23 protein-coding genes are annotated in these 23252 nt (G+C 69.9%); 18 read left to right on the top strand and 5 right to left on the bottom strand.

Going from position 1 to position 23252, the window contains the following annotated elements:
• The first annotated feature begins 26 nt into the window (after nucleotides 1-26).
• The 4 genes from CKO31_RS06205 to CKO31_RS06220 all read left to right on the top strand — a co-directional run bounded on the left by CKO31_RS06205 (nucleotide 27) and on the right by CKO31_RS06220 (nucleotide 3768).
• Nucleotides 27-602, top strand: coding sequence for an esterase/lipase family protein (locus CKO31_RS06205; RefSeq protein WP_200235040.1), 576 nt, complete (start codon nucleotides 27-29; stop codon nucleotides 600-602).
• A 314-nt stretch (nucleotides 603-916) separates the two neighbouring features.
• Nucleotides 917-2008 (top strand): Re/Si-specific NAD(P)(+) transhydrogenase subunit alpha, encoded by a 1092-nt coding sequence (locus CKO31_RS06210; protein ID WP_200235042.1) that lies wholly within the window; start codon nucleotides 917-919, stop codon nucleotides 2006-2008.
• Nucleotides 2009-2073: 65 nt separating this feature from the next.
• Nucleotides 2074-2358: a proton-translocating transhydrogenase family protein gene (locus tag CKO31_RS06215; protein ID WP_200235044.1), complete on the top strand. Its 285-nt coding sequence runs from the start codon at nucleotides 2074-2076 to the stop codon at nucleotides 2356-2358.
• Nucleotides 2359-2370: 12 nt separating this feature from the next.
• Nucleotides 2371-3768 (top strand): NAD(P)(+) transhydrogenase (Re/Si-specific) subunit beta, encoded by a 1398-nt coding sequence (locus CKO31_RS06220; RefSeq protein ID WP_242475186.1) that lies wholly within the window; start codon nucleotides 2371-2373, stop codon nucleotides 3766-3768.
• Nucleotides 3769-3877: 109 nt separating this feature from the next.
• On the opposite strand, the gene CKO31_RS06225 is transcribed toward CKO31_RS06220, so the two are convergent.
• Entirely contained in the window at nucleotides 3878-4327 is a 450-nt protein-coding gene (locus CKO31_RS06225) for a DUF1841 family protein (RefSeq protein WP_200235046.1), read from the bottom strand.
• Between the two features lie 28 nt (nucleotides 4328-4355).
• A complete protein-coding gene (nth, locus tag CKO31_RS06230; protein ID WP_200235048.1) occupies nucleotides 4356-5084 on the bottom strand; it encodes an endonuclease III in 729 nt (242 codons plus the stop codon).
• A 179-nt stretch (nucleotides 5085-5263) separates the two neighbouring features.
• Between nth and lexA the strand changes: the two genes are divergently transcribed.
• From lexA to CKO31_RS06250, 4 genes are all read left to right on the top strand, one after another.
• Nucleotides 5264-5914, top strand: a complete 651-nt coding sequence (gene lexA / locus CKO31_RS06235; protein WP_200235050.1) for a transcriptional repressor LexA — start codon at nucleotides 5264-5266, stop codon at nucleotides 5912-5914.
• Between the two features lie 188 nt (nucleotides 5915-6102).
• Nucleotides 6103-6732 carry a hypothetical protein gene (locus CKO31_RS06240; RefSeq protein WP_200235053.1) on the top strand — a complete coding sequence of 210 codons (630 nt, stop codon included), beginning with the start codon at nucleotides 6103-6105 and terminating at the stop codon, nucleotides 6730-6732.
• 69 nt (nucleotides 6733-6801) lie between these two features.
• Complete coding sequence (locus tag CKO31_RS06245; protein WP_200235055.1) at nucleotides 6802-8139, top strand: Y-family DNA polymerase; 1338 nt, start codon at nucleotides 6802-6804, stop codon at nucleotides 8137-8139.
• Nucleotides 8140-8284: 145 nt separating this feature from the next.
• A complete protein-coding gene (locus CKO31_RS06250) occupies nucleotides 8285-8407 on the top strand; it encodes a DUF29 family protein (RefSeq protein ID WP_200235057.1) in 123 nt (40 codons plus the stop codon).
• A 138-nt stretch (nucleotides 8408-8545) separates the two neighbouring features.
• On the opposite strand, the gene rsgA is transcribed toward CKO31_RS06250, so the two are convergent.
• On the bottom strand, nucleotides 8546-9622 hold the full coding sequence (gene rsgA, locus CKO31_RS06255; protein ID WP_200235060.1) for a ribosome small subunit-dependent GTPase A: 1077 nt from the start codon (nucleotides 9620-9622) through the stop codon (nucleotides 8546-8548).
• Nucleotides 9623-9710: 88 nt separating this feature from the next.
• Complete coding sequence (locus CKO31_RS06260) at nucleotides 9711-10022, bottom strand: cytochrome c (RefSeq protein ID WP_200235062.1); 312 nt, start codon at nucleotides 10020-10022, stop codon at nucleotides 9711-9713.
• 107 nt (nucleotides 10023-10129) lie between these two features.
• Between CKO31_RS06260 and orn the strand changes: the two genes are divergently transcribed.
• Nucleotides 10130-10672, top strand: coding sequence for an oligoribonuclease (gene orn / locus CKO31_RS06265; RefSeq protein ID WP_200235064.1), 543 nt, complete (start codon nucleotides 10130-10132; stop codon nucleotides 10670-10672).
• A gap of 48 nt (nucleotides 10673-10720) precedes the next feature.
• Here the strand turns inward: orn and queG are convergent, their stop codons facing one another.
• A complete protein-coding gene (gene queG / locus CKO31_RS06270; protein WP_242475194.1) occupies nucleotides 10721-11764 on the bottom strand; it encodes a tRNA epoxyqueuosine(34) reductase QueG in 1044 nt (347 codons plus the stop codon).
• Between the two features lie 322 nt (nucleotides 11765-12086).
• Between queG and CKO31_RS06275 the strand changes: the two genes are divergently transcribed.
• The 9 genes from CKO31_RS06275 (at nucleotide 12087) to hflC (ending at nucleotide 23003) form a co-directional block, all read left to right on the top strand.
• Entirely contained in the window at nucleotides 12087-13592 is a 1506-nt protein-coding gene (locus CKO31_RS06275) for an NAD(P)H-hydrate dehydratase (RefSeq protein WP_200235098.1), read from the top strand.
• Entirely contained in the window at nucleotides 13589-14116 is a 528-nt protein-coding gene (tsaE, locus tag CKO31_RS06280; RefSeq protein ID WP_200235067.1) for a tRNA (adenosine(37)-N6)-threonylcarbamoyltransferase complex ATPase subunit type 1 TsaE, read from the top strand. The genes CKO31_RS06275 and tsaE overlap by 4 nt, the downstream gene beginning before the upstream one ends.
• A 195-nt stretch (nucleotides 14117-14311) precedes the next feature.
• On the top strand, nucleotides 14312-15790 hold the full coding sequence (locus CKO31_RS06285; protein ID WP_242475187.1) for an N-acetylmuramoyl-L-alanine amidase: 1479 nt from the start codon (nucleotides 14312-14314) through the stop codon (nucleotides 15788-15790).
• Nucleotides 15791-15850: 60 nt separating this feature from the next.
• A complete protein-coding gene (gene mutL, locus CKO31_RS06290; RefSeq protein WP_200235069.1) occupies nucleotides 15851-17689 on the top strand; it encodes a DNA mismatch repair endonuclease MutL in 1839 nt (612 codons plus the stop codon).
• Between the two features lie 78 nt (nucleotides 17690-17767).
• Nucleotides 17768-18688 (top strand): tRNA (adenosine(37)-N6)-dimethylallyltransferase MiaA, encoded by a 921-nt coding sequence (gene miaA, locus CKO31_RS06295; protein ID WP_200235097.1) that lies wholly within the window; start codon nucleotides 17768-17770, stop codon nucleotides 18686-18688.
• Nucleotides 18689-18871: 183 nt separating this feature from the next.
• Complete coding sequence (gene hfq, locus CKO31_RS06300; protein WP_200235071.1) at nucleotides 18872-19123, top strand: RNA chaperone Hfq; 252 nt, start codon at nucleotides 18872-18874, stop codon at nucleotides 19121-19123.
• Nucleotides 19124-19321: 198 nt separating this feature from the next.
• A complete protein-coding gene (gene hflX, locus CKO31_RS06305) occupies nucleotides 19322-20677 on the top strand; it encodes a ribosome rescue GTPase HflX (RefSeq protein ID WP_200235073.1) in 1356 nt (451 codons plus the stop codon).
• A gap of 218 nt (nucleotides 20678-20895) precedes the next feature.
• Entirely contained in the window at nucleotides 20896-22050 is a 1155-nt protein-coding gene (gene hflK / locus CKO31_RS06310) for an FtsH protease activity modulator HflK (protein ID WP_200235075.1), read from the top strand.
• Nucleotides 22050-23003 carry a protease modulator HflC gene (hflC, locus tag CKO31_RS06315; protein ID WP_200235077.1) on the top strand — a complete coding sequence of 318 codons (954 nt, stop codon included), beginning with the start codon at nucleotides 22050-22052 and terminating at the stop codon, nucleotides 23001-23003. Before hflK ends, hflC begins: the two co-directional genes overlap by 1 nt.
• Nucleotides 23004-23252: the final 249 nt, after the last annotated feature.

Genomic DNA, 23252 nt, shown 5'->3' on the forward strand with positions numbered 1-23252 from the left:
GAGCCCGCGGGCCGGGGAGCTCAAGCATGCGCGTTGTCCTGGTCCACGGCATTTTCGACACCGGCAGCAAGTTCAAGACGCTCAAGCCCTACCTCGAAGACCGCGGCCACGTCTGCCTGGCGCCGTCGCTGACGCCCAACGACGGCCGCGACGGGCTGCCGGCGCTCGCTGAGCAGCTGGGGCAGCGCATCGACGCCGCCTTCGGAGCCGAGGCGCCCTTCGCGCTGGTGGGCTTTAGCATGGGCGGGCTGATTTCGCGCTGGTATCTGCAGGAGCTGGGCGGCCATGCGCGGGTGGACAGGTTCGCGGCCATTGCGGCACCCATGCAAGGCACGCTCTGGGCCTATGGCTATCCCGGCAAGGGGGCGAAGCAGATGCGCCCGGGCAGTGATTTTCTGGCGCGGCTCGGGGAGTCGGTGCAGACGCTGGACCGGACGGAGCTCTTCGCCTACTGGACGCTCTTCGATGCGGTGATCTTGCCCCAGGACAGCGCAGACTGGCAGCTTGCCGACAGCACGCGCATCCCGGCGCTGTGTCATCCCTGCATGCTGTGGCATCCCACATTGATGTCGCACCTGGCGGCGCAGCTGGCCGAGGATTGACCCCGGCGCAGCCGGGCCAGCGCCGCGCCGCGGCCGGGCCTTCCTTGAGATCGCCGGGTGCAGGGCCGATAATGCGCCGCCGCGCGCGATGGCCGCGCCGATGATTTGGCTTGGCTTGACCAAAATCGGCGCGGCGCTCGAAACCGGAGTTACTGAGCGCCTTCATTTACAGCGGCTTGCGAGCCGCTGAAAATGGCGGGCCGGCCTGGCCCGCACGGCCAACGCCAATAAATTGGCATTAGCCGCTTGCGTAGGCCGACAACAGACCATTAAAAAGACCAGCATCCGCACCACCAGAGCCCGGACACCACGCCATGAAGCTCGGAATCCCGAAAGAGTCCCTCGCCGGCGAGACCCGTGTCGCCACCACGCCGGAGGTTGCCCAGAAGCTCGTCAAGCAGGGCTTCGAGGTACTGCTGGAGGCCGGCGCCGGCGCCGGCGCCCACTACACCGATGCCGCCTTCGAGGCGGCCGGCGTGCAGATCTCGGAGCGCAGTGCCTGCTTCGAGGCCGACATCGTGCTGAAGGTGCGCCGCCCCAGCGACGACGAGGCCGCCGCCGTGCGCTCCGGCGCCGTCTACATCGGCCTGCTCGAGAGCTGTGGCGACGACCCGACCATCGGCCGGATGGTAGAGAACGGGGTCACGGTGCTCGGCATGGAGCGCATGCCGCGCATCTCCCGCGCCCAATCCATGGATGCCCTGTCCTCGCAGAGCAACATCGCCGGCTACCGCGCCGTCATCGAGGCCGCCGCTCGTTACGGGCGCTTCTTCCCGATGATGATGACCTCCGCCGGCTCCGCCAAGCCGGCGCGGTTGGTGGTGCTCGGCGCCGGGGTCGCCGGGCTCCAGGCCATCGCCACGGCGCGGCGCCTCGGCGCCGACGTGCACGCCTACGACGTGCGCCCGGAGACCAAGGAGCAGATCGAGTCCCTGGGCGCCAAGGCCATCGAGCTGGATCTCGGCGAGAGCGGCGCGGGGGAGGGCGGCTATGCGAAGGAGCTCTCGGACGAGGCCAAGGCGAAGCAGCAGCAGCTGCTGGCCGACGAGCTGGCCAAGGCCCACGTCATCATCACCACGGCCCTCATCCCCTGCCGACCCGCCCCGGAGCTGATCACCGAGGACGTGGTGCAGCGCATGCGCGAAGGCTCCGTCATCGTCGACCTCGCGGCGGCCAATGGCGGCAACTGCAAGCTCACTGAAGCCGACGAAATCGTCTCGCGCCACGGCGTGACCATGGTCGGCCACACCAACTACCCGGCCATGGTGCCGGCGGACGCGAGTGCCTTCTATGCCAAGAACCTCGCCAATCTGCTGGAGATCATGGTGGACAAGACCGACTCGGGCCCGGTGCTCAAGGACCTCACCGAGGACGAGGTCACCAAGGCCATGATCGTGGAGGCTTGAGCCGAAATGGCGAGCGCCGCCTGTCGCTGACATCCCAGCCCCGAATCCTCAGCCCCGGAGGTTCCATGTCCGAATCCCTGACCGCGCTATACGTCTTCGTCCTCGCCTGCTTCATCGGCTACTACGTCGTCTGGGGCGTGACGCCGTCCCTGCATACGCCGCTGGTGGCGCTGACCAACGCCATTTCCGGCATCGTGCTCGTGGGCGCGCTGCTGGTCACCGGGCTGGACGAGGCCGGCTGGCTCGCCTCCGGCATGGGCTTTCTCGCGGTGCTGCTGGCCAGCATCAATGTCTTCGGCGGCTTTCTGGTGACACACCGGATGCTGTCGATGTTCAAGAAGAAGAAATAAGGGGACGCAGGGATGGAGCTGACCATGAATCAACTGGCCGTGGCCTATCTGGTCTCGGCCGTGCTCTTCATCTTCGCGCTGAAGGGGCTCACCCACCCGGCGACGGCCCGGCGGGGCAACCTCTTCGGCATGCTCGGCATGGCCATCGCGCTGATCGCGACCCTGCTCGGCGCCGAGGTGCAGGACTACCTGCTCATTATCATCGCCGGCGTCATCGGTGCCGTCATCGGCATTAGGGTCGCGCTGCGCATCCAGATGACGGCCATGCCCCAGCTGGTGGCGGCTCTACACAGCTTTGTCGGCATGGCGGCGGTGCTGGTGGCCATCGGCACCTTCATCAACCGCGCCCAGGCGGGCACGTTGAACACCGTGCTCATGGGCGAGCTGTCCGCCGGCGTGGTCATCGGCGCCATCACCTTCACGGGCTCCGTCATCGCCTTCACCAAGCTCCAGGGCATCATGTCCGGGGCGCCCATCAAGTTCATGGGCCAGCACCTGCTCAATGCCGCCATCGCCATCGCGACCGTGCTGCTGGCGGTGAACTTCGCAATGACGGGCAACGTATTCTCGCTGCTGCTGATGACGCTGCTCGCCTTCGTGCTCGGCGGCACGCTCATCATCCCCATCGGCGGCGCCGACATGCCGGTGATCATCTCCATGCTGAACAGCTACTCCGGCTGGGCGGCGGCGGCGACGGGCTTCACGCTGCACAACAACCTGCTCATCATCGTCGGCGCCTTGGTGGGATTCTCGGGCGCGATCTTGAGCTACATCATGTGCCGTGCCATGAACCGCAGCATCATCAACGTGGTGTTCGGCGGCTTCGGCACGGATTCCAGCGGCGACAGCGCCGGGGCCGTGGCGGCGGAGAAGGGCGTCAAGTCTGCATCGGTGGAGGACGCGGTCTATTGGATGGAAGACGCCAACAAGGTCATCATCGTGCCCGGCTACGGCATGGCCGTGGCGCAGGCGCAGCATGCGCTCAAAGAGATGATGGAGCTGCTGGAGGCGCGCGATGTCGAGGTCAAGTTCGCCATCCACCCGGTGGCCGGGCGCATGCCGGGGCACATGAACGTGCTGCTGGCCGAGGCCGACATACCCTATGACCATGTGCTGGAGATGGACGAGATCAACCCGGAGTTCCAGGGCGCCGCCGTGGCCCTGGTGGTGGGCGCCAACGACGTGGTGAACCCCGCCGCCAAGGAAGACCCCACCAGCCCCATCTACGGCATGCCCATCCTCGAGGCGGGCCGCGCCAATCAGTGCTATTTCCTCAAGCGCTCCATGCGCCCCGGCTACTCGGGCGTGGACAACCTGCTCTTCTACCAGGACAACACGTCGCTCATCTTCGGCGACGCCAAGGACACCATCGAAGGGATCGTCTCCTCGCTGAAGGGCGGCGGTCACTGAGGCAACGCTCGGCGTGGCGTCGGCGCCGCGCTCGGGCGAGGTTGCGACATGACGGCGTCTGCCCCCCGCCGGCGCCTCCAATAATTCAGTATACCGTCCCCATTTCGCGTCAGTGGTCTGTGGGCGGCAGCCCGAGTGCGCGGCGGATGCAGGCGAGGTAGTTGCGGGGATCGTCCTCGCGGCCCTCGCGCTGCATACGCCACATGGACTCCGCCAGGCAGTCCAAAAGCTGGTGCTCCACGGCGTGGGCATCGCCGCTGTGGATGCGCAGCCCGCTCTCGTAGAGGGCGCGGATGCCTGGGGGATGATCGGCGCCGATCTGCTCCAGCAGCGCCAGGTGCAGGGCCATGTGCAGGAAGGGGTTGGTCTCGCCGCCTTCCGGCAGCCAGTCCTTGTCGAGCGCCTGGTCTGCGGCCGCGAGCATCCGGTGATATTCCGGGTGCTTGGCCACCACCTCGGCGATGCGCTGCTCCAAGGGGTCCAGCGGTTCGCCGGACTGCGCCTTCTGCCAAGCCTCGATGAAGCGGCGGCGGTAGGGGTCGCGCTGGGCGCCGAACATGGACCTTGCTCCTGAGCGTTCGCGGGCTTCAGGAGGTGGCGTCGAGCGGCGGCTTTTCACCACCCGTGGGAGCGGCGTCCCCGCCGCGATCCGCGTTCACCGCCTCCGCATCACCCCGCACAATCGCAGCCGTCTTGTGCTTGTACTCGCACAAGTCCGCGATGCTGCATTCGGGGCAGCGCGGCTTGCGCGCGGTGCAGACATAGCGCCCGTGCAGGATCAGCCAGTGATGGGCGTCCTGCAGGAACTCCTTCGGCACCAGCCGCAGCAGACGCTGCTCCACCGCCAGCGGCGTCTTGCCCTCGGCGAGGCGGGTGCGGTTGGCCACGCGAAAGATGTGGGTGTCCACGGCCATGGCCGGCTCGCCGAAGGCGGTGTTCAGGATCACGTTGGCCGTTTTCCGACCCACACCGGGCAGGGCCTCCAGCGCCTTGCGCTCCCGCGGCACCTCACCGCCGTGCGCGTCCACCAGGATGCGGCAGGCGGCCATGATGTTCTTGGCCTTGCTGTTGAAGAGGCCGATGGTGCGGATGCGCTCCTTGAGCCCCTCTTCGCCGAGCTCCAGGATCGCCTGCGGCGTGCTCGCCACCGGAAACAGCCGTGCAGTCGCCTTGTTCACGCCCTTGTCCGTGGCCTGCGCGGACAGGATCACGGCCACCAGCAGCTCGAAGGTGCTGGCGTAGTGGAGCTCGGTGGTGGGGCTCGGGTTGGACTCCCGCAGACGGCGGAAGATCTCGGTGCGTTTGGCGCGGTTCATGGCGGCGGCAAGGATAGCGGCGGCGAACGCCCTTGTCGCGCCCACGAAAAACGGTGACGGTATACTGATTGCGCTTCAGAAACGGGGACGGTATATGGATCTCTGCCGCTGATCCGCTTTGCCGGGCGAACAGAAACTGTCTAAAATGACAGTATCCAGTCCCGGCAAGGAGCGCACCCATGTCCGCGCAGCTCACCGCCCGCCAACGCCAGATCCTGGAGCTGATCCGCCGCCACGTGCGCGAGACGGGTTATCCGCCGACGCGCGCCGAGATCGCGCAGGCCTTCGGCTTCAGGTCCGTCACCGCCGCCGTGGACCACCTCAAGGCCCTGGCCCGCCACGGCGTCATCGAGATGCAGCAGGGCGCCTCCCGCGGCATCCGGCTGCTGGTGCCGGCGGAGGACGAGCTGCAATTGCCGGTGGTGGGGCGGGTGGCCGCCGGCAGCCCCATCCTCGCCGCCGAGCACATCGAAGAGCACCACCACCTGGACCCGGCGCTGTTCCACCCGCGGGCGGATTATCTCCTGCGGGTACGCGGCGTCAGCATGCGCGACGCCGGCATTCTGGACGGCGACCTGCTGGCGGTGCATCGCACACCGGCGGCCGAGAACGGCCAGATCGTCGTCGTCCGGCTGGATGATGAGGTCACCGTCAAGCGCTTCCGCCGGCAGGCGAACTGGCGCCACCGCGTGCAATTGCTGCCGGAGAACCCGGACTTCGCAGCCATCAACGTGGATCTGCGCGAGCAGACCCTCGTCATCGAAGGGCTCGGTGTCGGTGTGCTGCGCCGCGGGCTGATGGCCGGTGGCGGCGGCGCCCGCCGGTTGTAGGCCGGCGGGGTCGCCGCGCCAAGACTGGCTGCCAGGGCGCCCCAGGCCGGGTGATCCGGCCAAGGCGACTCGGCCAAGGCGACCCGACTAAGGCGACACAGCCAAGAAGCCGGGACGCCTGTGCTCAGAAAACCCCATTCCAGGGCCTGCCAACCCGTAGGCCCTGATGATCACCGGAGCCCAGCGCCATGCAGCTCGACCAACTCCTCGCCGACCGTGCGGACCTCTGGCGCGGCCATGCCACACCGCAGGCGGCACCCGCCGGCTTGTCCACCGGCTTTCGCGCGTTGGACGCAGCGCTGTCCGGCCATGGCTGGCCGGCGGCCGGGCTCAGCGAGGTGCTGAGCGCCCACCAGGGCGCCGGCCTCGCGCTGCTGCTGCCGCTGCTGGCGGCCCTCAGCAACGGCGGTCAGCACCGTGACGACCGCCCGGTCCAGCCCCGGGTCCAACCCCGGACCCATCCCCGCTGGCTGTTGTGGGTGGACCCGCCGCATATCCCCTTTGCACCGGCGCTGGCGGCTCGCGGGCTGGACCTGCGGCGCATTCTGGTGGTCCATGCCGGCGCCGATGCCGCCTGGGCGGCGGAGCAGGGGCTGCGCTCGGGCACCTGTGCCGCGGTGCTGGCCTGGACGGGTACGGGGTCGGGTACGGGGTCGGCCCGGGCGGAGCGCGCCTGTCGGCGGCCGCCGGCGGCTGGACACCGGCGGCGCTGCGCCGGCTCCAGCTCGCCGCCGCGGAGACCGACACCCCGGTGCTGCTGCTGCGCCCCCTCGCCGCCGCCGGCGAGACCTCGCCGGCGGTGCTGCGGCTCAGGGTGAGCGCCTGTGCCGAGGGGCTGGACCTGACCCTGCTGAAGCAGCGCGGCGGCCTCCGACAGGCCGGGCACGATGCCGAGGCGGGCGGCCCTCGGCCGGCTCGCGGCCTGGGCCTATGGCTTCAGCGACCAGGTGAGCCTGGTGCCGCCGGCGGCCCTGGTGCTGGAGGCGGGCCGCAGCCTCAAGCTCTTCGGCGGTGCCGCGGCGCTGCGCCGGCGGGTGCTGGAGGGCGTCACCGGCCTCGGCTGGCGGGCGCGCTGTGTGCTGGCGCCGACGCCGGCGGCGGCGCTGGTGCTCGCCGGCGCCGGGGCCGAGACCGGCATCGTCGCCGACCACGCCGCCCTGCGCCGCAGCCTCGCCGCGCTGCCGGTGGCGGCGCTGGATTTCACGGCGGCGGAGCTGGACGACCTGCAGCGCATGGGCATTGTCTGCGTGGCCGAGCTGCTGCGCCTGCCGCGGGCCGGCCTCGCCGAGCGCCTCGGCATCGCCCGGCTGCAACAGCTGGAGCGCCTGCTCGGCGAGCGCCCGGACCCGCGCCGGGCCTATGTGCCGCCGGCGCGCTTTCGCGCCGCCCTGGAGCTGCCGGCGGAGGTGCCGGACGCCCCGGCGCTCGCCTTCGCCTGCCGGCGGCTCATCGACGAGCTGGTCGGGATGCTCTACGCCCGCCAGGCGGGCGTGCAGCGTCTGGACTGGCGCTTCCACCATGCCGACGGGCCGCCGACGCGGCTCACCCTCGGCTCGGCGGCGCCGGCGCGGGACCCGCAGCACTGGCTGGCCCTACTGCGCGAGCGCCTGGACCGGCTGCGGCTGGCGGCGCCGGTGCAGGCCATTGCCGTCAGCAGCGAGCAGCTGCGCCCGCTGGCGCCCGCCGACACCGAGCTCTTCCCGCGGGACACTGGCGCCTCGGTGCCGGACCCGGCGCTGCTGGACCGTCTGCGGGCGCGGCTCGGGCCGGCGGCGGTGCAGGGGTTCGCGGCGGTGGCGGACCATCGCCCGGAGCGCGCCTGGCGTGCGTGCGAGCCGCAGCTGACGGCGGCCCCGCCGGGCCGGGCGCCGCCAGCAGGGGCCGGACGGGGCAGGGCAGCCCGCAAGGGCTCGGACAACCCGGCACCGCCCGGCACCGCCACCGGCGAGCGCCGTGACCGGCCCCTGTGGCTGCTGGCGGCGCCGGCGGCACTCGAGCTGCGAGGCGGCCGCCCCTGGCTGGACGGTCCGCTGGACCTGGGCGCCGGCTGCGAGCGCATCGACACCGGCTGGTGGGACGGCTTTCAAGTGGCCCGGGATTACTATGTCGCCCGCACCGCCGACGGTGAGCGGCTGTGGATCTATCGCGAGCTGCGCGGCGCCGGCGGCTGGTTCCTGCACGGCATCTTCGGCGATGATCCGGCGGATGCCGGCGGCGGCTCGTAGACCCGCGCCGAGCTCCCACGACACGCGGCGACGTTCCCCCTCGATGTCGGGATCGATGTCAATCGCGCCGATCGAGCTCACGCGTTGACGGGCACCTTGGTTTTTGTGTTACTACCGCTTTGACACTCAACACACTGGACATGGCATGAGCATTCCCGAACGCCAATCCAGCGACGGCTCGCTGCGCATGACCACCTATGAGCAGGACGTTATCGCCTGGGCCGACCAGCAGGCTGAGCTGCTGCGGGCAGGGCGGTTCGATCGATGAAACCGGACTCGCGGCCTTTCCGGATGCATGTCCTTGGACCCTGGAAGCCATCATGGACCCCAGCTGGCTGCCGGATTGATGCCCTGGGGGCAGCCGCTGCCGGGACGGCGCTCGTCACGACGGCGCCGGGGCGACGCCTCACCGCACCAAACCCTCACGCAGCTGCTGAAACCGCGCGAGCCGCTGCGGGTGGATGCTGCCCGCCGCCACCGCTGCGCGCACGGCGCAGTCGGGCTCGTCCAAGTGGCGGCAATCGCGGAAGCGGCACTCGCCGCGCACTGTGCCGAGCTCCGGGAAGCCGTCCTCCAGCTGCGCCTGGGAGAGACCCGCCAGGCGGAAGCTGCGCACGCCGGGAGAGTCGATGAGCCGCCCGCCGGCGGCGTCCCCAGGCGGCAGCCGATAGCAGGTGGCGGTGGAAGTGGTGTGACGGCCGAGGCCGGTGGCCGCGGACAGCCGCCCCACCTGAATGTCCTGATCCGGCAGTAGCAGCTGGACCAACGACGACTTGCCGACACCGGACTGCCCCAGCAGGATGGCGGTCTGCGCCGTGAGATGCGGGAGCAGCGCGGTGATCCCTGGGCTGCCTTTGGTGCTGACGGGGCAGACCGGGTAGCCGAGCTCGGGATAGGGCGCCAGGGCGTCGATGAAGGCGCGGCGGGCCGGCGTATCCAGCAGATCCATTTTCGCAGCCACCACCAGGGCGCGCACGCCCATCAATTCCGCTGCCACCAGGTATTGGTCCAGCAGAAACCCGCTCGGCGGCGGCTCGGGGGCCACCACGACGGCCAGCAGGGTCAGATTGGCCGCCAGCGGCTTGTCGCGGCCCGCGTAGTCAGGGCGGCTGAGGACATTCTCCCGTTCCGCCAGCGCCGTCACCACGCCGCGGCTGGGCTCGGTTGGTACCCAGATCACGCGGTCTCCGCACACCGGCTGACCGATGTTACGGCGGGCGACGCAGTGATGCAGCGAGCCGTCGGCGGCTTCGATGGCGAGGTGCGCGCCGTGGCGGGTGATCACCGAGCCTTGTTGCGACTGTCGCTCGCCGACGGCCGGCTCGGCGCCGTCACCGGGCCCCGTGGTCGCCGCGCCTGTATCCCGCTCGGCGTCGAGGTCATCGAGGACGGCGCTGGTGCGGCTCTCCAACCGCTGCCGGCGGCGCTCCTGGATCGCCTGGATGCGCCGGCGCTGGCGCTCCGACAAGCGGCGCTTCGGCATCAGGCCGCCATCCTGCTGCCCGGCGCGGCGCGCCAGCGCGCCGGCGCAGGCCTTGGCCTGCTGCCGCGCGCAGGCTGCCCGCGTTGGCTCACCGGTCGAACTTGTAGTACTCGTTGTTCAGGCGCTGGGCCACGGCTTCGACTTCTTCGGGGAACATGCCGGTGTCCAGGTTGGTGTTGCAGGCCTCCACCTGGGTCTCCAGCGCGCTGTAGGAGTCGATCTTGCGGTCTTCCCGCGTATACATCTCGCTGCCGTGGCAGCTGGTGCAGTTTTTCTCGATCAGAGCGTGGGCATCGACGCCTTCGCTGGCCGGGGCCGCGAGGCTGGTCAGCAGCACGGCGCCGGCGGCGAGCAGTGTGGCGGCAGCAGACAGACGAACGGCGGGAAGCTCGACAGACATGGCTATTCTCCGGAAATCGCTGAGGTTGGATTCTAGCAACGCTCGGCGCCGCAGCGGGCGCGATCGCGCTACCATCCGGCAAATCGTGGTGATGACGGGAGAAGCCAATGGAGCAAGCGGGGAATCTGGCCTGGATCGACCTGGAAATGACGGGGCTCGACCCCTTCAATGACTGCATCCTCGAGATCGCGAGCATCGTCACGGACCCGGAGCTGACCATCCTGGCGGAGGGCCCCGTGCTGGCCATCCAACAGCCGGAGGCCGTGCTCGCGAGCATGGACGGCTGGAACACCCGCCACCACGGCGAGTCCGGCCTGCTGGAGCGGGTGCGCAGCAGTGAGATCACCGAGGCCGAGGCCGAGGCGCGGACGCTGGCCTTTCTTCAAAATTGGTGCCAGCCGAAGCAGGCGCCGCTGTGCGGCAACAGCATCTGCCAAGATCGCCGCTTCCTGGCGCGCTGCATGCCGCGGCTAGAGGCCTTCTTCCACTACCGCAATCTCGACGTCAGCAGCCTCAAGATCTGCGCCCGGCTGTGGGCGCCGGATATCGCCGAGGCCTTCAAAAAGCAGAACAAGCACCTGGCGCTGGACGACATCCGCGAATCCATCGCCGAGCTCAAGCACTATCGCGCGGAACTGCTGCAGGTATGAGCTCGCGCGCTGTGCTTGGGTGCTCGGCCTTGATGCTTGCCGGGCGGCTCATGCCGCGGCGCCCGCGCCCTGGGCGCTCAAGGCCCAGCGCGCGTGCTCGCGCACCAGCAGGCTCGGATGATCTGCGCGGGCAGTGAGCGCCTCGCGTACCGCGGCCGAGGGCTCGGCATTGCCGAGGGCGACGGCGATGTTCCTGAGCCAGCGCTCGTGGCCGATGCGGCGGATGGCGCTGCCCGCGGTGCGCGCGAGGAACTCGTCTTCGTCCCAGGCGAAGAGCGCCAGCAGTGTCGGCGTGTCCAGGCCCTCTCGGGGCAGGAAGTCGGCCTCTTCGGTGAGGTGCGCGAAGCGGTTCCACGGGCAGGCCAGCTGGCAGTCGTCGCAGCCGTAGATATGGTTGCCCATACGCCCGCGCAGCGGCTCCGGAATGGGCCCCGGGTGCTCGATGGTCAGATAAGAAATGCAAAGCCGCGCATCCAGCACATAGGGCGCGACGATGGCGTCCGTCGGGCAGATGTCGATGCAGGCCTTGCAGCGCCCGCAATGGTCCTCGGCGGGCGGGTCCACGGGCAGCGGCAGGTCGCAGTAGATCTCGCCCAGGAAGAACCAAGATCCGGCCTGGGGATTGATGACATTGGTGTGCTTGCCGATCCAGCCGAGCCCGGCCTTCTGCGCCAGGGGCTTCTCCATGACCGGGGCGGAGTCGACGAACACCCGGTAGCCGAAGGCGCCGACGCGGGCCTCGATGCGCTGGGCCAGGCGCTTCAGGCGTTGGCGCAGCACCTTGTGGTAGTCCCGGCCCAGGGCATAGCGGGACACGAAGGCCTGGGCCGGATCGCCGAGGACGCGCTCGATATTGACTTGGTATTCGGGCAGATAATCCATGCGTGCGGAGATGACCCGCAGCGTGCCCGGCACCAGCTCGGCGGGGCGCGTGCGCTTGCTGCCGTGGCGCGCGAGCCAGTGCATATCGCCGTGCATGTCCTGTCCCAGCCAGGCGCCCAGGCGCGCCTCGGCGAGGCTCAGATCGCAGTCGGCGATGCCCACCTGTTGGAAGCCCAGCTCTGCCCCCCAACCCTTGATGGCGGCCGCCAGGCGGGCGCCATCGGCGCACGAGAGAGGCGTGCGGGGTGAGTCGGCTGGCGCCGGTGCGTCGGCGTTGGCGTCTGTCACGATGCTCCGTCGGTGGTGATGGGCCGGTGGTGCACGGGTGCGGTTGTGGCGTCTGATCGACGCTGTTGTACGGCTCTGCTCGCCACAGCCCGCCCGTCGGTCCTGTATGCATTGCGTCGGCCGAAACTGCGGGGTTGCAAAGTCGGCGCGGGTGGATAGGGTAGCGGGCTGCGGGGCTCGCGGGCGCGGCAGGGCGGCTGTCGCCGCGCGTCGCTGCAACTTGTTGACTAGTGTGGTGCGCGCTGTGCCGGAAAAACAACCCATCCCCTATGCGCTTTATCGTGCCGAGCAGGTCCGCGCGTTGGACCGTTGCGCCATCGAGCGCCACGACATCCCCGCCGCCGAGCTGATGCAGCGGGCGGGTCGCGCCGCCTTCGAGGTGCTGCAGGCGCGTTGGCCGGCGGCCCGCCGCGTCCTGGTGCTCGCCGGCGCCGGCAACAACGGCGGCGACGGCTATGTGCTCGCCGCCGAGGCCCTCGCCGCCGGCCTCGACGTGCGGCTGCTGACGCTGGGTGATCATACCAAGCGCTCCGCGGCGAGCGCGGCCGCCGCCGCCCGTTTCGCCGAGCGCGGCGGCGCTGCCGAGCCGTACCAGCGCCTGCCGGGGGATGTGGACATCATCGTCGACGCCCTGCTCGGCACGGGCCTCACCCGCGCCGTGGCCGGTCACTGGGCTGAAGCCATCGACGCCGTCAATGCGAGCCGCGCCCCGGTGCTGGCATTGGACATCCCCTCCGGACTCGCGGCCGACACGGGTCAGGTCCTCGGTAGCGCGGTGCGGGCGGCGGCCACCATCAGCTTCATCGGCCTCAAGCAAGGCTGCTTCACTGCGCGCGGCCCCGCCTGCTGCGGCGCGCTGCACTTCGACGGGCTCGCCGTGCCGCCGGCCATCTACGCCAGCGAAGTGCTCTCCGCGCGCCGGGTGGATTGGCGCAAGGAGCGCGAGCTGCTGCCGCCGCGTGCCGCGGACGCCCACAAAGGCACCGCCGGCCATGTGCTGGTGGTGGGCGGGGCGCCCGGAACCTCGGGTGCGGTCAGGCTCGCCGGCGAGGCGGCCCTGCGCGCCGGCGCCGGCCTGGTGACTGTCGCCACGCACCCGGAGCACGCGGCGCTCCTGAACCTGACCCGCCCGGAGCTGATGGTGCAGGGCGTGAGCAGCGCCGACGGGCTGCTCCAGGCGGCCGCTCGAGCCGATGTCATCGCCGTGGGTCCCGGTCTGGGGCGCGAGGCCTGGGGCGAGGCGCTGTTGGAGGCCGTGCTCGGCTTGGAGCGACGGCTAGTGGTGGACGCCGACGCGCTGAACCTGCTCGCCCGGGCGCCGCGCCGGCGCGAGCACTGGGTCCTGACCCCGCATCCCGGCGAGGCGGCACGCCTGCTGGAGCAGCGCGTGGCCGACATCGAGCAGGACCGCTTTGCAGCGGCGGCGGCACTCCAGGCACGCTACGGCGGTGCCGTGGTGCTCAAAGGCGCCGGCACCATCGTCCACGGCCCCGGGCAGCGACCGCCGGCGGTTTGCAGCGACGGCAATCCGGCCATGGCGAGCGCCGGCATGGGCGATGCGCTGACAGGCATCATCGCCGCGCTCTGGGCTCAGGCTCCGGCCCTGGACCCGCAGCAGGCGGCGAGCGCCGCCGTCTGTCTACACGCCGCGGCCGGCGACCGCGCCGCCGCCGGCGCCGACCGCGGGCTGCTGGCCGGGGACCTTATCGATACCCTGCCGCAGCTTTTCATCGGCAGAGTGCAGCCATGACAAGCGCCGCGACCCTCGAGCGCGTCGCCGCCGACGAAGCGGCCCAGCTTGCCTGGGGTGCGACCCTGGGGACACTGCTCTGCGGGCAGCCGGGAGGGCCGCCTGGTCTCGCCCGCGCCGGCGGCCTAGTATTCCTCACCGGCGACCTCGGCGCCGGCAAGACGACCCTGGTGCGGGGTCTGCTGCGGGGGCTCGGCCATCAAGGGCCGGTGCGCAGTCCCACCTATACCCTGGTGGAGAGCTTCGAGCTGCCGCACGCCCTGGTTCACCACCTGGACCTCTACCGCATCGCCGATGCCGATGAGCTGGAGTACTTGGGCATCCGCGACCTCCTGGACGGTGCCAGCCTGGTGCTGGTGGAATGGCCGGAGCGGGGCGCTGGCGTGCTGCCGGCACCGGACCTCAGCGTGCGCATCGAGCAGTACGATGGCGGCCGCAAGCTGTGCTTCACCCCGGCTGCGGCATGGCGGGCGGCGCTGAGCGCGCGGCTGCCGCAGGCGCCGGCGGCCGCCGCGGACCCTTGAAGACATTGCTGCGAGCGCTGCGGCCCGCTGCCGCGGTTGTCTGGGCACAGCTGTCGCAGGTCTGCCACAAATGTCATTGTGGAGCCTGAAGAACCCGTCGCAACGGCCCGTATACACTTGGAATAGTGGCGGCCTGGGTGCTATCCTGAGCGCAACGCTTCCCGCTCACCGAAGACTCTGCGCAGGGGCTTCGACATGGCAACCCCACTGACAACCCGCCGACTCAAGACCGCGCTGGCACTCCTGCTGATGCTGCTGCTCGCCGCCTTAGCACCGGCTGCGACGGCGGCGCAGGTGCCGGTCGAGGGCGCACGCATCTGGAATGCGCCCGATCACACACGCATCGTTCTCGACACCGCGGCGCCCATCCGCCATCGCGTCTTCTCCCTGGATAATCCCCCCCGGCTGGTGGTGGACATCACCGACGCCCGCCTCACCGGCGACCTGCCGCCGGCCGACGCCGACGACGTGCTGGTGGCGGGGCTGCGCAGCGGTGTGCGGGAGGGCGACGATCTGCGGGTGGTGCTGGACCTAAAGCAGCCGGTCAAGGCCAAGAGCTTTCAGCTGAAGCCCAACGGGACCTACGGCCACCGGCTGGTCATCGACGTGTCTGCGCGCACACAGCCTGCTCGGGCGCGGGTGGTCAGCCGCACGTCGCCCGCGGCGACGCCGCGACACTTGTCCGTGCAGCCCAAAGGCGCGCGGGACCGCGACGTCATCGTCGCCGTCGATGCCGGCCACGGCGGCGAGGACCCCGGGGCCATCGGCCCGGGGGGCACCCATGAGAAGGACGTGACCCTGGCCATCTCCCGCAAGCTCGCCGCTCGCATCGATCGCCAGCGGGGTATGCGCGCGGTGCTGATCCGCGACGGCGACTACTACATTGCGCTGCGCCAGCGCATCGCCAAGGCACGCAAGCATCAGGCGGATTTGTTCGTGTCCATCCATGCGGACGCCTTCCGGGACCGCCGCGTGCGCGGCTCATCCGTTTACACCCTATCCAACGGCGGCGCTACCAGCGAGGCCGCCAAATGGCTTGCGGAGCGGGAGAACCGCGCGGACCTCATCGGCGGCGTCAGCCTGGCCGAGCAGAACGACGTGCTCGCCGGCGTGCTGCTGGACATGACCCAAAACGCCACCCTGGAGCACAGCAGCATCGCCGCCTCGCGCGTGCTGTCCAAGCTCCGCGCGCTCGGGGACGTGCACCAGACGCGCATCCAGAAGGCGGGCTTTGCGGTGCTGAAGTCGCCTGACATCCCGTCCATGCTGGTGGAGACGGCCTTCATTTCCAATCCGGACGAAGAGAAGCGCCTGCGCAGTGGTCGTTACCAGAACAAGCTCGCGGACTACCTGGTGCAGGGCATTGTCGACTACTTCAAGGAGTATCCGCCCCCCGGCACGCGCTTCGCGCGCGACGACGCACCGGGTCGGGACGGGCTCGGTGCACTGCCGGCCGCGGGAGCCGTGACCTTTGCCGACGTTGCTTGGCACTATGATCTGGATCTCACCGGCGTGCGCCTCGCGCAGGCACCGGCGCTCCCCGGCATCGCCCGCCACCCCCATTTCCAGCCGAGCGACCATCATCCCGGCGGCGGCTCGCCCCCTCGCCAGCCCCCCTCGCAAGCTCCCTGGCCAAGCCCCGGGACTGATCGCGCCGCGGCCAGCGTCCATTGAAGCGCCCATTGATCGGCACTCGGGTTGCGGGCGCTTCATGCTTCTGGTTCCATCCGCTCGATGGCGACCATCCGCTCCCTGCCTGCCCAGCTCATCAATCAGATCGCCGCCGGCGAGGTGATCGAGCGCCCGGCCTCCGTGATCAAGGAGCTGGTGGAGAACAGCCTGGACGCCGGCGCCCACAGCCTCCGGGTCGACCTGGAGCAGGGCGGCATCAAGCTGATGCGGGTCACCGACGACGGCGGTGGCCTCGGGCGCGATGATCTGGCGCTGGCCGTGGCGCGTCACGCCACCAGCAAGATCGCCAGCCTCGCTGACCTGGAAGGCGTAGCCACGCTCGGCTTTCGCGGTGAGGCCCTGCCGAGCATCGCCTCGGTATCCCGCTTTGCACTCACCTCCCGCCGCGACGGCGATGCGCACGCCTGGCGCCTCGCCTGTGACGGCAGCGACGGCACCGAGCCGCCGCAGCCCGCGGCCCATGGGGTTGGGACCAGTGTCGAGGTGCGGGATCTCTTCTACAACGTGCCCGCTCGGCGGAAGTTTCTGCGCACCGAGCGCACCGAGCTCGGCCACATCGATCAGCTGCTGACGCGCTTCGCCTTGGCGCGCGGTGACCTGTCGCTGCGGCTCACCCACAACGGCCGGGTCTCCCTGGAGTTGCCCGCCGCCGACGCCGCCCTGGACCCGACGCGCCTGCGCCGACTGCTGGGCGAGGAATTCCTCGCCCATGCCCTGACGCTGGATGACTCGGCGGTGGGCCTGCGGCTGCACGGCCTGGTGGCAAGCCCGGCCTTCGCCCGCAGCCAGGGCGACATGCAGTTCTTCTATGTCAACGGCCGCCTGGTGCGCGACAAACTGGTGACCCATGCCGTGCGCCAGGCCTTCCGCGACGTGCTGCACCACAGCCGCCATCCGGCCTTTCTGCTGTTCCTGGAGCTGCCGCCGCGGCAGGTGGACGTCAACGTCCATCCCGCCAAGCACGAGGTCCGCTTCCGCGAGTCCCGGCAGGTACACGATTTCATCTTCCAGGTCTTGCATCGGCGTTTGGCGGCGGGGCAGCGCGGCGCGGATGGGCCCGCCGCCGAGCCGGCTGCGTCCGCGCCCGCCGCGGGCGCAGCCGCAGAGCGCCAAGGGCCGGCCAGCGTGCCGCGGGCGCTGCCGCTCGGCATCGCAGACGCGCGCGGCAGCTATGGCTCCGAGCGGCTCAGCCACACCCCGCCCAGCCGAGCCGCGGCTGCGGCGGCACTCGCCTTCCAGGGGCCGGCGCCGGCGCTCGCAGAGGCGCCCGCAGCGGCACCGGATGCGCACACCGAGCTGCCGCCGCTCGGCTTCGCCATCGGCCAGCTGAACGGCATCTACGTCCTCGCCGAGACCGCGGACGGACTCGTCATCGTGGACATGCACGCGGCGCACGAGCGCATCGGCTACGAGCGCCTGAAGCAGGCGGTGCACGGCGAGCAGCTGGTGCGCCAGCCGCTGTTGATGCCCGTGTCCGTGCACGTGAGCCAGGTCGAAGCGGATCTCGCCGACGCCCATGTGGACCTGCTCACGCGGCTCGGCCTGGTGATCGGGCGCCTCGGCGAGACGCAGCTGGTGGTGCGCGAGCTACCGGCGCTGCTGGCGCAGGCGGATGCCGAGCAATTGCTGCGGGACGTGCTCGCGGACCTCGGCACCCACGGCCGCAGCGAGCGCATCGAGGCCGCGGTGGACGGCCTGCTCGCCACCATGGCCTGCCATGGCGCCGTGCGCGCCAACCGCCGCCTGACGCTCGCCGAGATGAACGCCCTGCTGCGGGACATGGAGCGCACCGAGCGCGCCGATCAATGCAACCACGGACGCCCCACCTGGACGCGGCTGACCCAGCGCGAGCTGGACGCGCTCTTTCTGCGCGGGCGCTGAGTGTCCACCGCGGACCAGCGCAGGGCAGGGCCGGCGGCGACGGACGCCGCCGGTGGAGAGCTGCCCGTTGTGCTGATCATGGGCCCCACGGCTTCCGGCAAGACGGATCTCGCAGTCGCAGTGGTGGATGCCCTGGCCCCGATGCTGCCCTGCGAGATCGTGAGTGTAGACTCCGCGCTGGTCTACCGCGGCCTGGACATCGGCACCGCCAAGCCGTCGCCGGCGCTGCGGGCCCGCTATCCGCACCGACTGGTGGATATCTGCGACCCGGCGGAGGCCTACTCCGCGGCCCGCTTTCGCGCGGACGCCTTGGCCGCCATTGCGCAGATCCGCGCCCGCGGTGCGCTGCCCCTGCTGGTGGGCGGCACCATGCTCTACTTTCGGGCGTTGCTGCGCGGCCTCTCGCCGCTGCCGGAGGCGGACCCGGCGCTGCGCGAGCGGCTCGCACGCGAGGCGGCGGCGCGCGGGCCCGTAGGCATGCATGGCTGGCTGGCGGATGTGGACCCGGCCGCCGCCGCCCGCATCCATCCGAACGACCCGCAGCGGGTGCAGCGGGCGCTGGAGGTCTACTTGGCCAGCGGTCGGCCCATGAGCAGCCTTTGGCAGGCCGGCGACGGCGCCCTGGACCTGCCGACAGTCAAGCTGGTGCGCTCGCCGCGGGAGCGCGCGGTGCTGCATCGGCGCATTGAGACGCGCTTCGACGCCATGCTCGCGGCGGGCTTTCTGGACGAGGTCCGGGGGCTGATGCGCCGCGGCGACCTCGCGCCGGAGCTGCCCGCCATGCGCGCGGTGGGCTATCGCCAGGCCTGGGCCCACCTCGCCGGCGCCTTCGATGCCGCGACCATGCGCGCGCGCGCACTCGCCGCCACCCGCCAGCTCGCCAAGCGGCAATACACCTGGCTGCGCAGCGAGCCCGACTGCACCTGGCTCTGGGATGAGGCGGCGCCGCTCGCGCAGGCGCTGGCGATCCTCCGGCGCCGTGTGGGCCTCGGTGCTTGAGCGCGCCGGTGCCCCCGGCAGAGCCCTGCGGCGGGCGATGGCAAATCGACGCCAGTCGGCTGCGTTTTTCCCGCGCCGACGCCGCGGCGGATATGCTATTTTCAGATCTTTGATGCGCCTGACACTCAAGCAAAACCGGCTGCGGAACAACCGACCGGTGCGAGACAATATGGAGTCATAACAATGTCCAAAGGCCAGAGTCTGCAAGATCCGTTTCTCAATGCCTTGCGCAAAGAGCGGGTCCCGGTCTCGATCTTCCTGGTGAACGGCATCAAGCTCCAGGGTCAAATCGAGTCTTTCGACCAGTTCGTCGTGCTGTTGAAGAACAATGTCAGCCAAATGATCTACAAGCACGCTATCTCCACGGTGGTGCCTGCGCGCAACGTGAAGCTGCCCGCAGCCCCGGACGCGGAAGCCGAGGAGGGCAACAGCTGATCCGCCATGCCTCGACCCCATCCAGAGCCGCCGGCGCCCCGGCGCTGGCGCGAGCGCGCCCGGCAGCGCCAGCGCTGCCTCGCCGCCGAGCTGATCGCTGCCAAGTTGGTCGTTATCAGCCTGATCGCCGGGTTGGCACCGGCGGCTCGGTTTCCAGCCGCCTCGAAGCGACCGCCCGCGGCGGCGACGTAAGCAATAGTGTTTGAGCGACCCACCTCCGGCGAGCGCGCCGTGCTGGTGCAGCTGGCCGTCGGCGGCGAGCTGCCAGGCGATGCGCGCGAAGAATTGCAGCAGCTGGCCGAGGCCGCCGGCGCCACCATGGTCGGCTTCGTCGGCGGCACCCGGGCGACGCCGGACCCCAAGTACTTCGTCGGCAGCGGCAAGGCCGAGGAGCTAAAGGCCATGGTGGCCGCGGTCGAGGCGGAGCTGGTCATTGTCGACCACGGCCTGAGTCCGGCGCAGGAGCGCAATCTCGAGCGCTTGCTCCAGTGTCGGGTGGTGGACCGCAGCGGCCTGATCCTGGACATCTTCGCCCAGCGTGCGCGCTCCTTCGAGGGCAAGCTGCAAGTGGAGCTGGCACAGCTGCGCCACCTCTCCACCAGGCTGGTACGGGGCTGGACCCATCTGGAGCGGCAAAAGGGCGGCATCGGCCTGCGCGGGCCGGGTGAGACCCAGCTGGAGACGGACCGCCGGCTGCTCGGCAAGCGCATCGCCCTGCTGAAGGAGCGCCTGGCGCGCATCGAGGTCCAGCGCGATCAAGGCCGCCGCGCCCGCGAGCGCCGCGAGGTGCCGACGGTGGCCCTGGTGGGCTACACCAATGTCGGCAAATCCACGCTGTTCAACCGGCTCACCGCGGCCGGCGTACTCCAGGCCGACCAACTGTTTGCGACCTTGGACCCGACCCTGCGGCGGCTGCCCTTGCCCGGCGCGCAGGACGCGGTGCTGGCGGACACCGTCGGCTTCATCAGCCAGCTGCCGCACGAGCTGGTGGCGGCCTTTCGTGCCACGCTGGAAGAGACGCGCTCGGCGGATTTGCTGCTGCACGTCGTCGACGCAGACCCGCTGGAGCGCGCCCGCCATATCCAGGACGTCGAGACGGTCCTGGCCGAGATCGGCGCCGAAGAGGTCCCGCGCATCATGGTCTACAACAAGGTCGATGCCCTGGACGGCACCGGCGTGGACCCGACCCCGCGCGTGGACCGAGACGCCGACGGCCGGGTTGAACGGGTCTGGCTGTCGGCTGTCACAGGAGAAGGCATCGAGCCGTTGCTCGTGGCCATCGGCGAGCGGCTCGCGACCGCGACGGTGCATCAGCGCTTGCTGTTGGGTCCCGAAGACGGCGCGCTGCGAGCCTGGCTGTTCCGGCACGCCGGGATCGAGCAGGACAGCCCCACGGACCTCGGCGGCTGGGACATGCGAATCAGCATGCCCCAGGCACGCTGGGAGCGCGTCGCGCAAGGCAAGGATGCGCTCAGCCAGCGCATCTGCGCCCTCGCTGCGCCTTGTCCGCCACCTGCGTCTCGGCCTGATCGAGCGCTCGCGCGCGCAGATTGAGTGCGCCACCGGCGGCCACTGCGGCGGCCGAGCCGAGGGGCTGCGGTCGGGGGACGGGGCACCACCGTCCGCCGCGCGGGGCCGCGCAGCCCCGATCCGACCCGACGTCTTGATATCATCTCCGGCGGCCGGCACTTCGCGCCGTTCGCGCAGCGCGCCGGCAGCGGCGCTGGCGGCCGGTATCAGCAACACCCACACTGACGATCTGCGGAGACACTATGGCTTGGAACGAGCCCGGAGGCGGCGGCAAAGACCCCTGGGGCGGTGGCCCCAACAATTCCGGACCGCCCGATCTCGATGAAATCGTGCGCAAGCTGCAGGAGCGCGTCAGTGGCTTCCTGGGTGGCGGCAAAGGCGGCGGCGGCGGCGGTGGTAGTGGTCCGGATATCAGCAAGCGCACCATCGGCATCATCGCCGCGGTACTGCTGATCATTTGGCTCTTCACCGGTATCTATATCGTCGACCCCGCCGAGCGCGGCGTCGTCATGCGCTTCGGCGCCTACGCCAAGACCACCGAGCCGGGGCCGCACTGGCACATCCCTTACCCCGTGGAGACGGTTCAGCTGGTGAACGTTGACGAGATCTCGTCCTTCACCCACAAGGCGGCGATGCTCACGAAGGACGAGAACATCGTCGATGTCGAGCTCACCGTGCAGTCGCGCATCCAGGACGCCGGGAATTACCTGTTCCAAGACCAGGCCCCCGAGAAGACCCTGCGCGACGCCACCGAGACCGTGGTGCGCAAGACCATCGGCGGCAGCAAGCTCGACTTCATCCTCACCGAGGGCCGCAGCGCCATCGCGACCATGATCAAGGAGCGCGTGCAGAGCTTGATGGACGAGTATAAAACCGGCCTGCTGGTGACCTCGGTCAACATGCAGCCGGCGAAGCCGCCGGAGCCGGTGAAAGCCGCCTTCGACGACGCCATCAAGGCACGCGAGGACAAGGAGCGCCTGGAGAACCAGGCGGAAGCCTACGCCAACGAGATCCTGCCGCAGGCCCGCGGAGAGGCCGCCCGTGCCGTCGCCGATGCCAAGGCCTACCGCGACCGCGTCATCGCCGAAGCGGAAGGTCAGACCTCGCGCTTCACGGCCGTCCTCAACGAGTACAGCAAGGCGCCTCAGGTCACCCGCGAGCGTCTCTATCTGGAGACCATCGAGAACGTGCTCGGCGCCAATAACACCGTGCTGCTGGATGTGCCGGGCGGGGACAGCCTGATGTACCTGCCGCTGGATCAGCTCATGAAGAAGTCCAAGCAAAGCCAGGCCAGCACGAGCGATTCGCGCCGCGGCCTGTCGCAACCGACCACGGCGAGCACGGGCACGCCCGACCCGCGCAGCCGTTCAACTTCGCGTGAACGGAGCACCCGCTGATGGATGACATCAAGAAGGTAATGCTGCCCGCAGCCATCGTGCTGTTGGCGCTGTTGATCTACGCCTCGACCTTCGTCGTCAAAGAGTACGAGACGGCCATCAAGCTGCGGCTCGGTGAGATCGTTGGCAGCGACTATGATCCGGGCCTGCATCTGAAGGTGCCGCTGCTGAACAACATCCTCACCTTCGACGCGCGCATCCAAACACTGGACTCCCGCCCGGAGCGCTTCCTCACCATCGAGAAGAAGGACGTCATCGTCGACTCCTTCACCAAGTGGCGCATCAGCAACGCGGCGCAGTTCTTCCGTTCCACCGGCGGCGACTCAGCGCGCACGGCGCGGCTGCTCTCGGAGCGGATCAACACCAGTCTGCGCGACGAGTTCGGTAAGCGCACCATCCAGGAAGTGGTCTCGGAGGAGCGCCTGGCGCTGATGAAGGAGCTCACCAAGCAGATCGACGCACAGGCAACGGAGCTCGGCGTGGATGTGGTGGATGTCCGCGTCAAGAAGATCGACCTACCGCCGGAGGTCAGCGAGTCCGTCTACAACCGCATGCGCGCCGAGCGCGAGCGCGTCGCCCGCGACCTCCGCGCCAAGGGCTCGGAGGCAGCCGAGCGCATCCGCGCCGACGCCGACCGTCAGCGCACGGTCATCATTGCCGATGCCTACAAAGAGGCGGAAGAGACCCGTGGACAGGGCGATGCGAAAGCCGCTGAGGTCTACGCCAACGCGTACACGGCCGATCCGGAGTTTTTCGCGTTCTACCGGAGTCTGAACGCCTACCAAACGTCCCTAGGTGCCGGGGACAGTACGCTGGTGCTCGCGCCCGACTCGGACTTCTTCAAGTTCTTCGGCGACATGCACGGCGCCTCCAGCGAGATGGCGGCGCCCGCGGAGCCGCCGCAGGCATCTGCACCGATGCCCATGCCCGGCTACAGCTCACGCATGCGCTGAGCCGAGCACGCCCCGCCGCGATCGGCCCGCAGCGCCGGCCCTGTCGGCGCCGCGGGCCTTGGCTCGAAGGCCCCGCACCTTGATGCCCGCCGCCCGCACGGCAAAACCGTTCTAGCCTCCCTCCGCGGCTGCGCGGCAGGCGCGGGGCTTGGTGTTGTCGGTCATGAGGAAATAGTCGAACACCCGGCGCACGCGTCGGGCGAGCTTGGCGGTGGTCGCGGCGACGGAATCATCGCTGTTGGCCTTGAT

Origin of the sequence: Thiohalocapsa halophila (assembly GCF_016583825.1) — a bacterium.
In the GTDB taxonomy this organism is placed as follows: Bacteria; Pseudomonadota; Gammaproteobacteria; order Chromatiales; family Chromatiaceae; genus Thiohalocapsa; species Thiohalocapsa halophila.

Bases quoted from the DNA above. Each gene is read 5' to 3' on its own strand.
- hflC (WP_200235077.1), top strand. From the start codon at position 22,050: ATGGATGACATCAAGAAGGTAATGCTGCCCGCAGCCATCGTGCTGTTG.
- rsgA (WP_200235060.1), bottom strand. From the start codon at position 9,622: ATGCCGAAGCGCCGCTTGTCGGAGCGCCAGCGCCGGCGCATCCAGGCG.
- CKO31_RS06285 (WP_242475187.1), top strand. From the start codon at position 14,312: ATGGCAACCCCACTGACAACCCGCCGACTCAAGACCGCGCTGGCACTC.
- orn (WP_200235064.1), top strand. From the start codon at position 10,130: ATGGAGCAAGCGGGGAATCTGGCCTGGATCGACCTGGAAATGACGGGG.
- CKO31_RS06245 (WP_200235055.1), top strand. From the start codon at position 6,802: ATGCCGAGGCGGGCGGCCCTCGGCCGGCTCGCGGCCTGGGCCTATGGC.
- CKO31_RS06240 (WP_200235053.1), top strand. From the start codon at position 6,103: ATGCAGCTCGACCAACTCCTCGCCGACCGTGCGGACCTCTGGCGCGGC.
- hflK (WP_200235075.1), top strand. From the start codon at position 20,896: ATGGCTTGGAACGAGCCCGGAGGCGGCGGCAAAGACCCCTGGGGCGGT.
- hfq (WP_200235071.1), top strand. From the start codon at position 18,872: ATGTCCAAAGGCCAGAGTCTGCAAGATCCGTTTCTCAATGCCTTGCGC.
- tsaE (WP_200235067.1), top strand. From the start codon at position 13,589: ATGACAAGCGCCGCGACCCTCGAGCGCGTCGCCGCCGACGAAGCGGCC.
- nth (WP_200235048.1), bottom strand. From the start codon at position 5,084: ATGAACCGCGCCAAACGCACCGAGATCTTCCGCCGTCTGCGGGAGTCC.
- CKO31_RS06260 (WP_200235062.1), bottom strand. From the start codon at position 10,022: ATGTCTGTCGAGCTTCCCGCCGTTCGTCTGTCTGCTGCCGCCACACTG.
- CKO31_RS06220 (WP_242475186.1), top strand. From the start codon at position 2,371: ATGGAGCTGACCATGAATCAACTGGCCGTGGCCTATCTGGTCTCGGCC.
- CKO31_RS06215 (WP_200235044.1), top strand. From the start codon at position 2,074: ATGTCCGAATCCCTGACCGCGCTATACGTCTTCGTCCTCGCCTGCTTC.
- mutL (WP_200235069.1), top strand. From the start codon at position 15,851: ATGGCGACCATCCGCTCCCTGCCTGCCCAGCTCATCAATCAGATCGCC.
- CKO31_RS06225 (WP_200235046.1), bottom strand. From the start codon at position 4,327: ATGTTCGGCGCCCAGCGCGACCCCTACCGCCGCCGCTTCATCGAGGCT.
- lexA (WP_200235050.1), top strand. From the start codon at position 5,264: ATGTCCGCGCAGCTCACCGCCCGCCAACGCCAGATCCTGGAGCTGATC.
- CKO31_RS06250 (WP_200235057.1), top strand. From the start codon at position 8,285: ATGAGCATTCCCGAACGCCAATCCAGCGACGGCTCGCTGCGCATGACC.
- miaA (WP_200235097.1), top strand. From the start codon at position 17,768: ATGGGCCCCACGGCTTCCGGCAAGACGGATCTCGCAGTCGCAGTGGTG.
- CKO31_RS06210 (WP_200235042.1), top strand. From the start codon at position 917: ATGAAGCTCGGAATCCCGAAAGAGTCCCTCGCCGGCGAGACCCGTGTC.
- CKO31_RS06205 (WP_200235040.1), top strand. From the start codon at position 27: ATGCGCGTTGTCCTGGTCCACGGCATTTTCGACACCGGCAGCAAGTTC.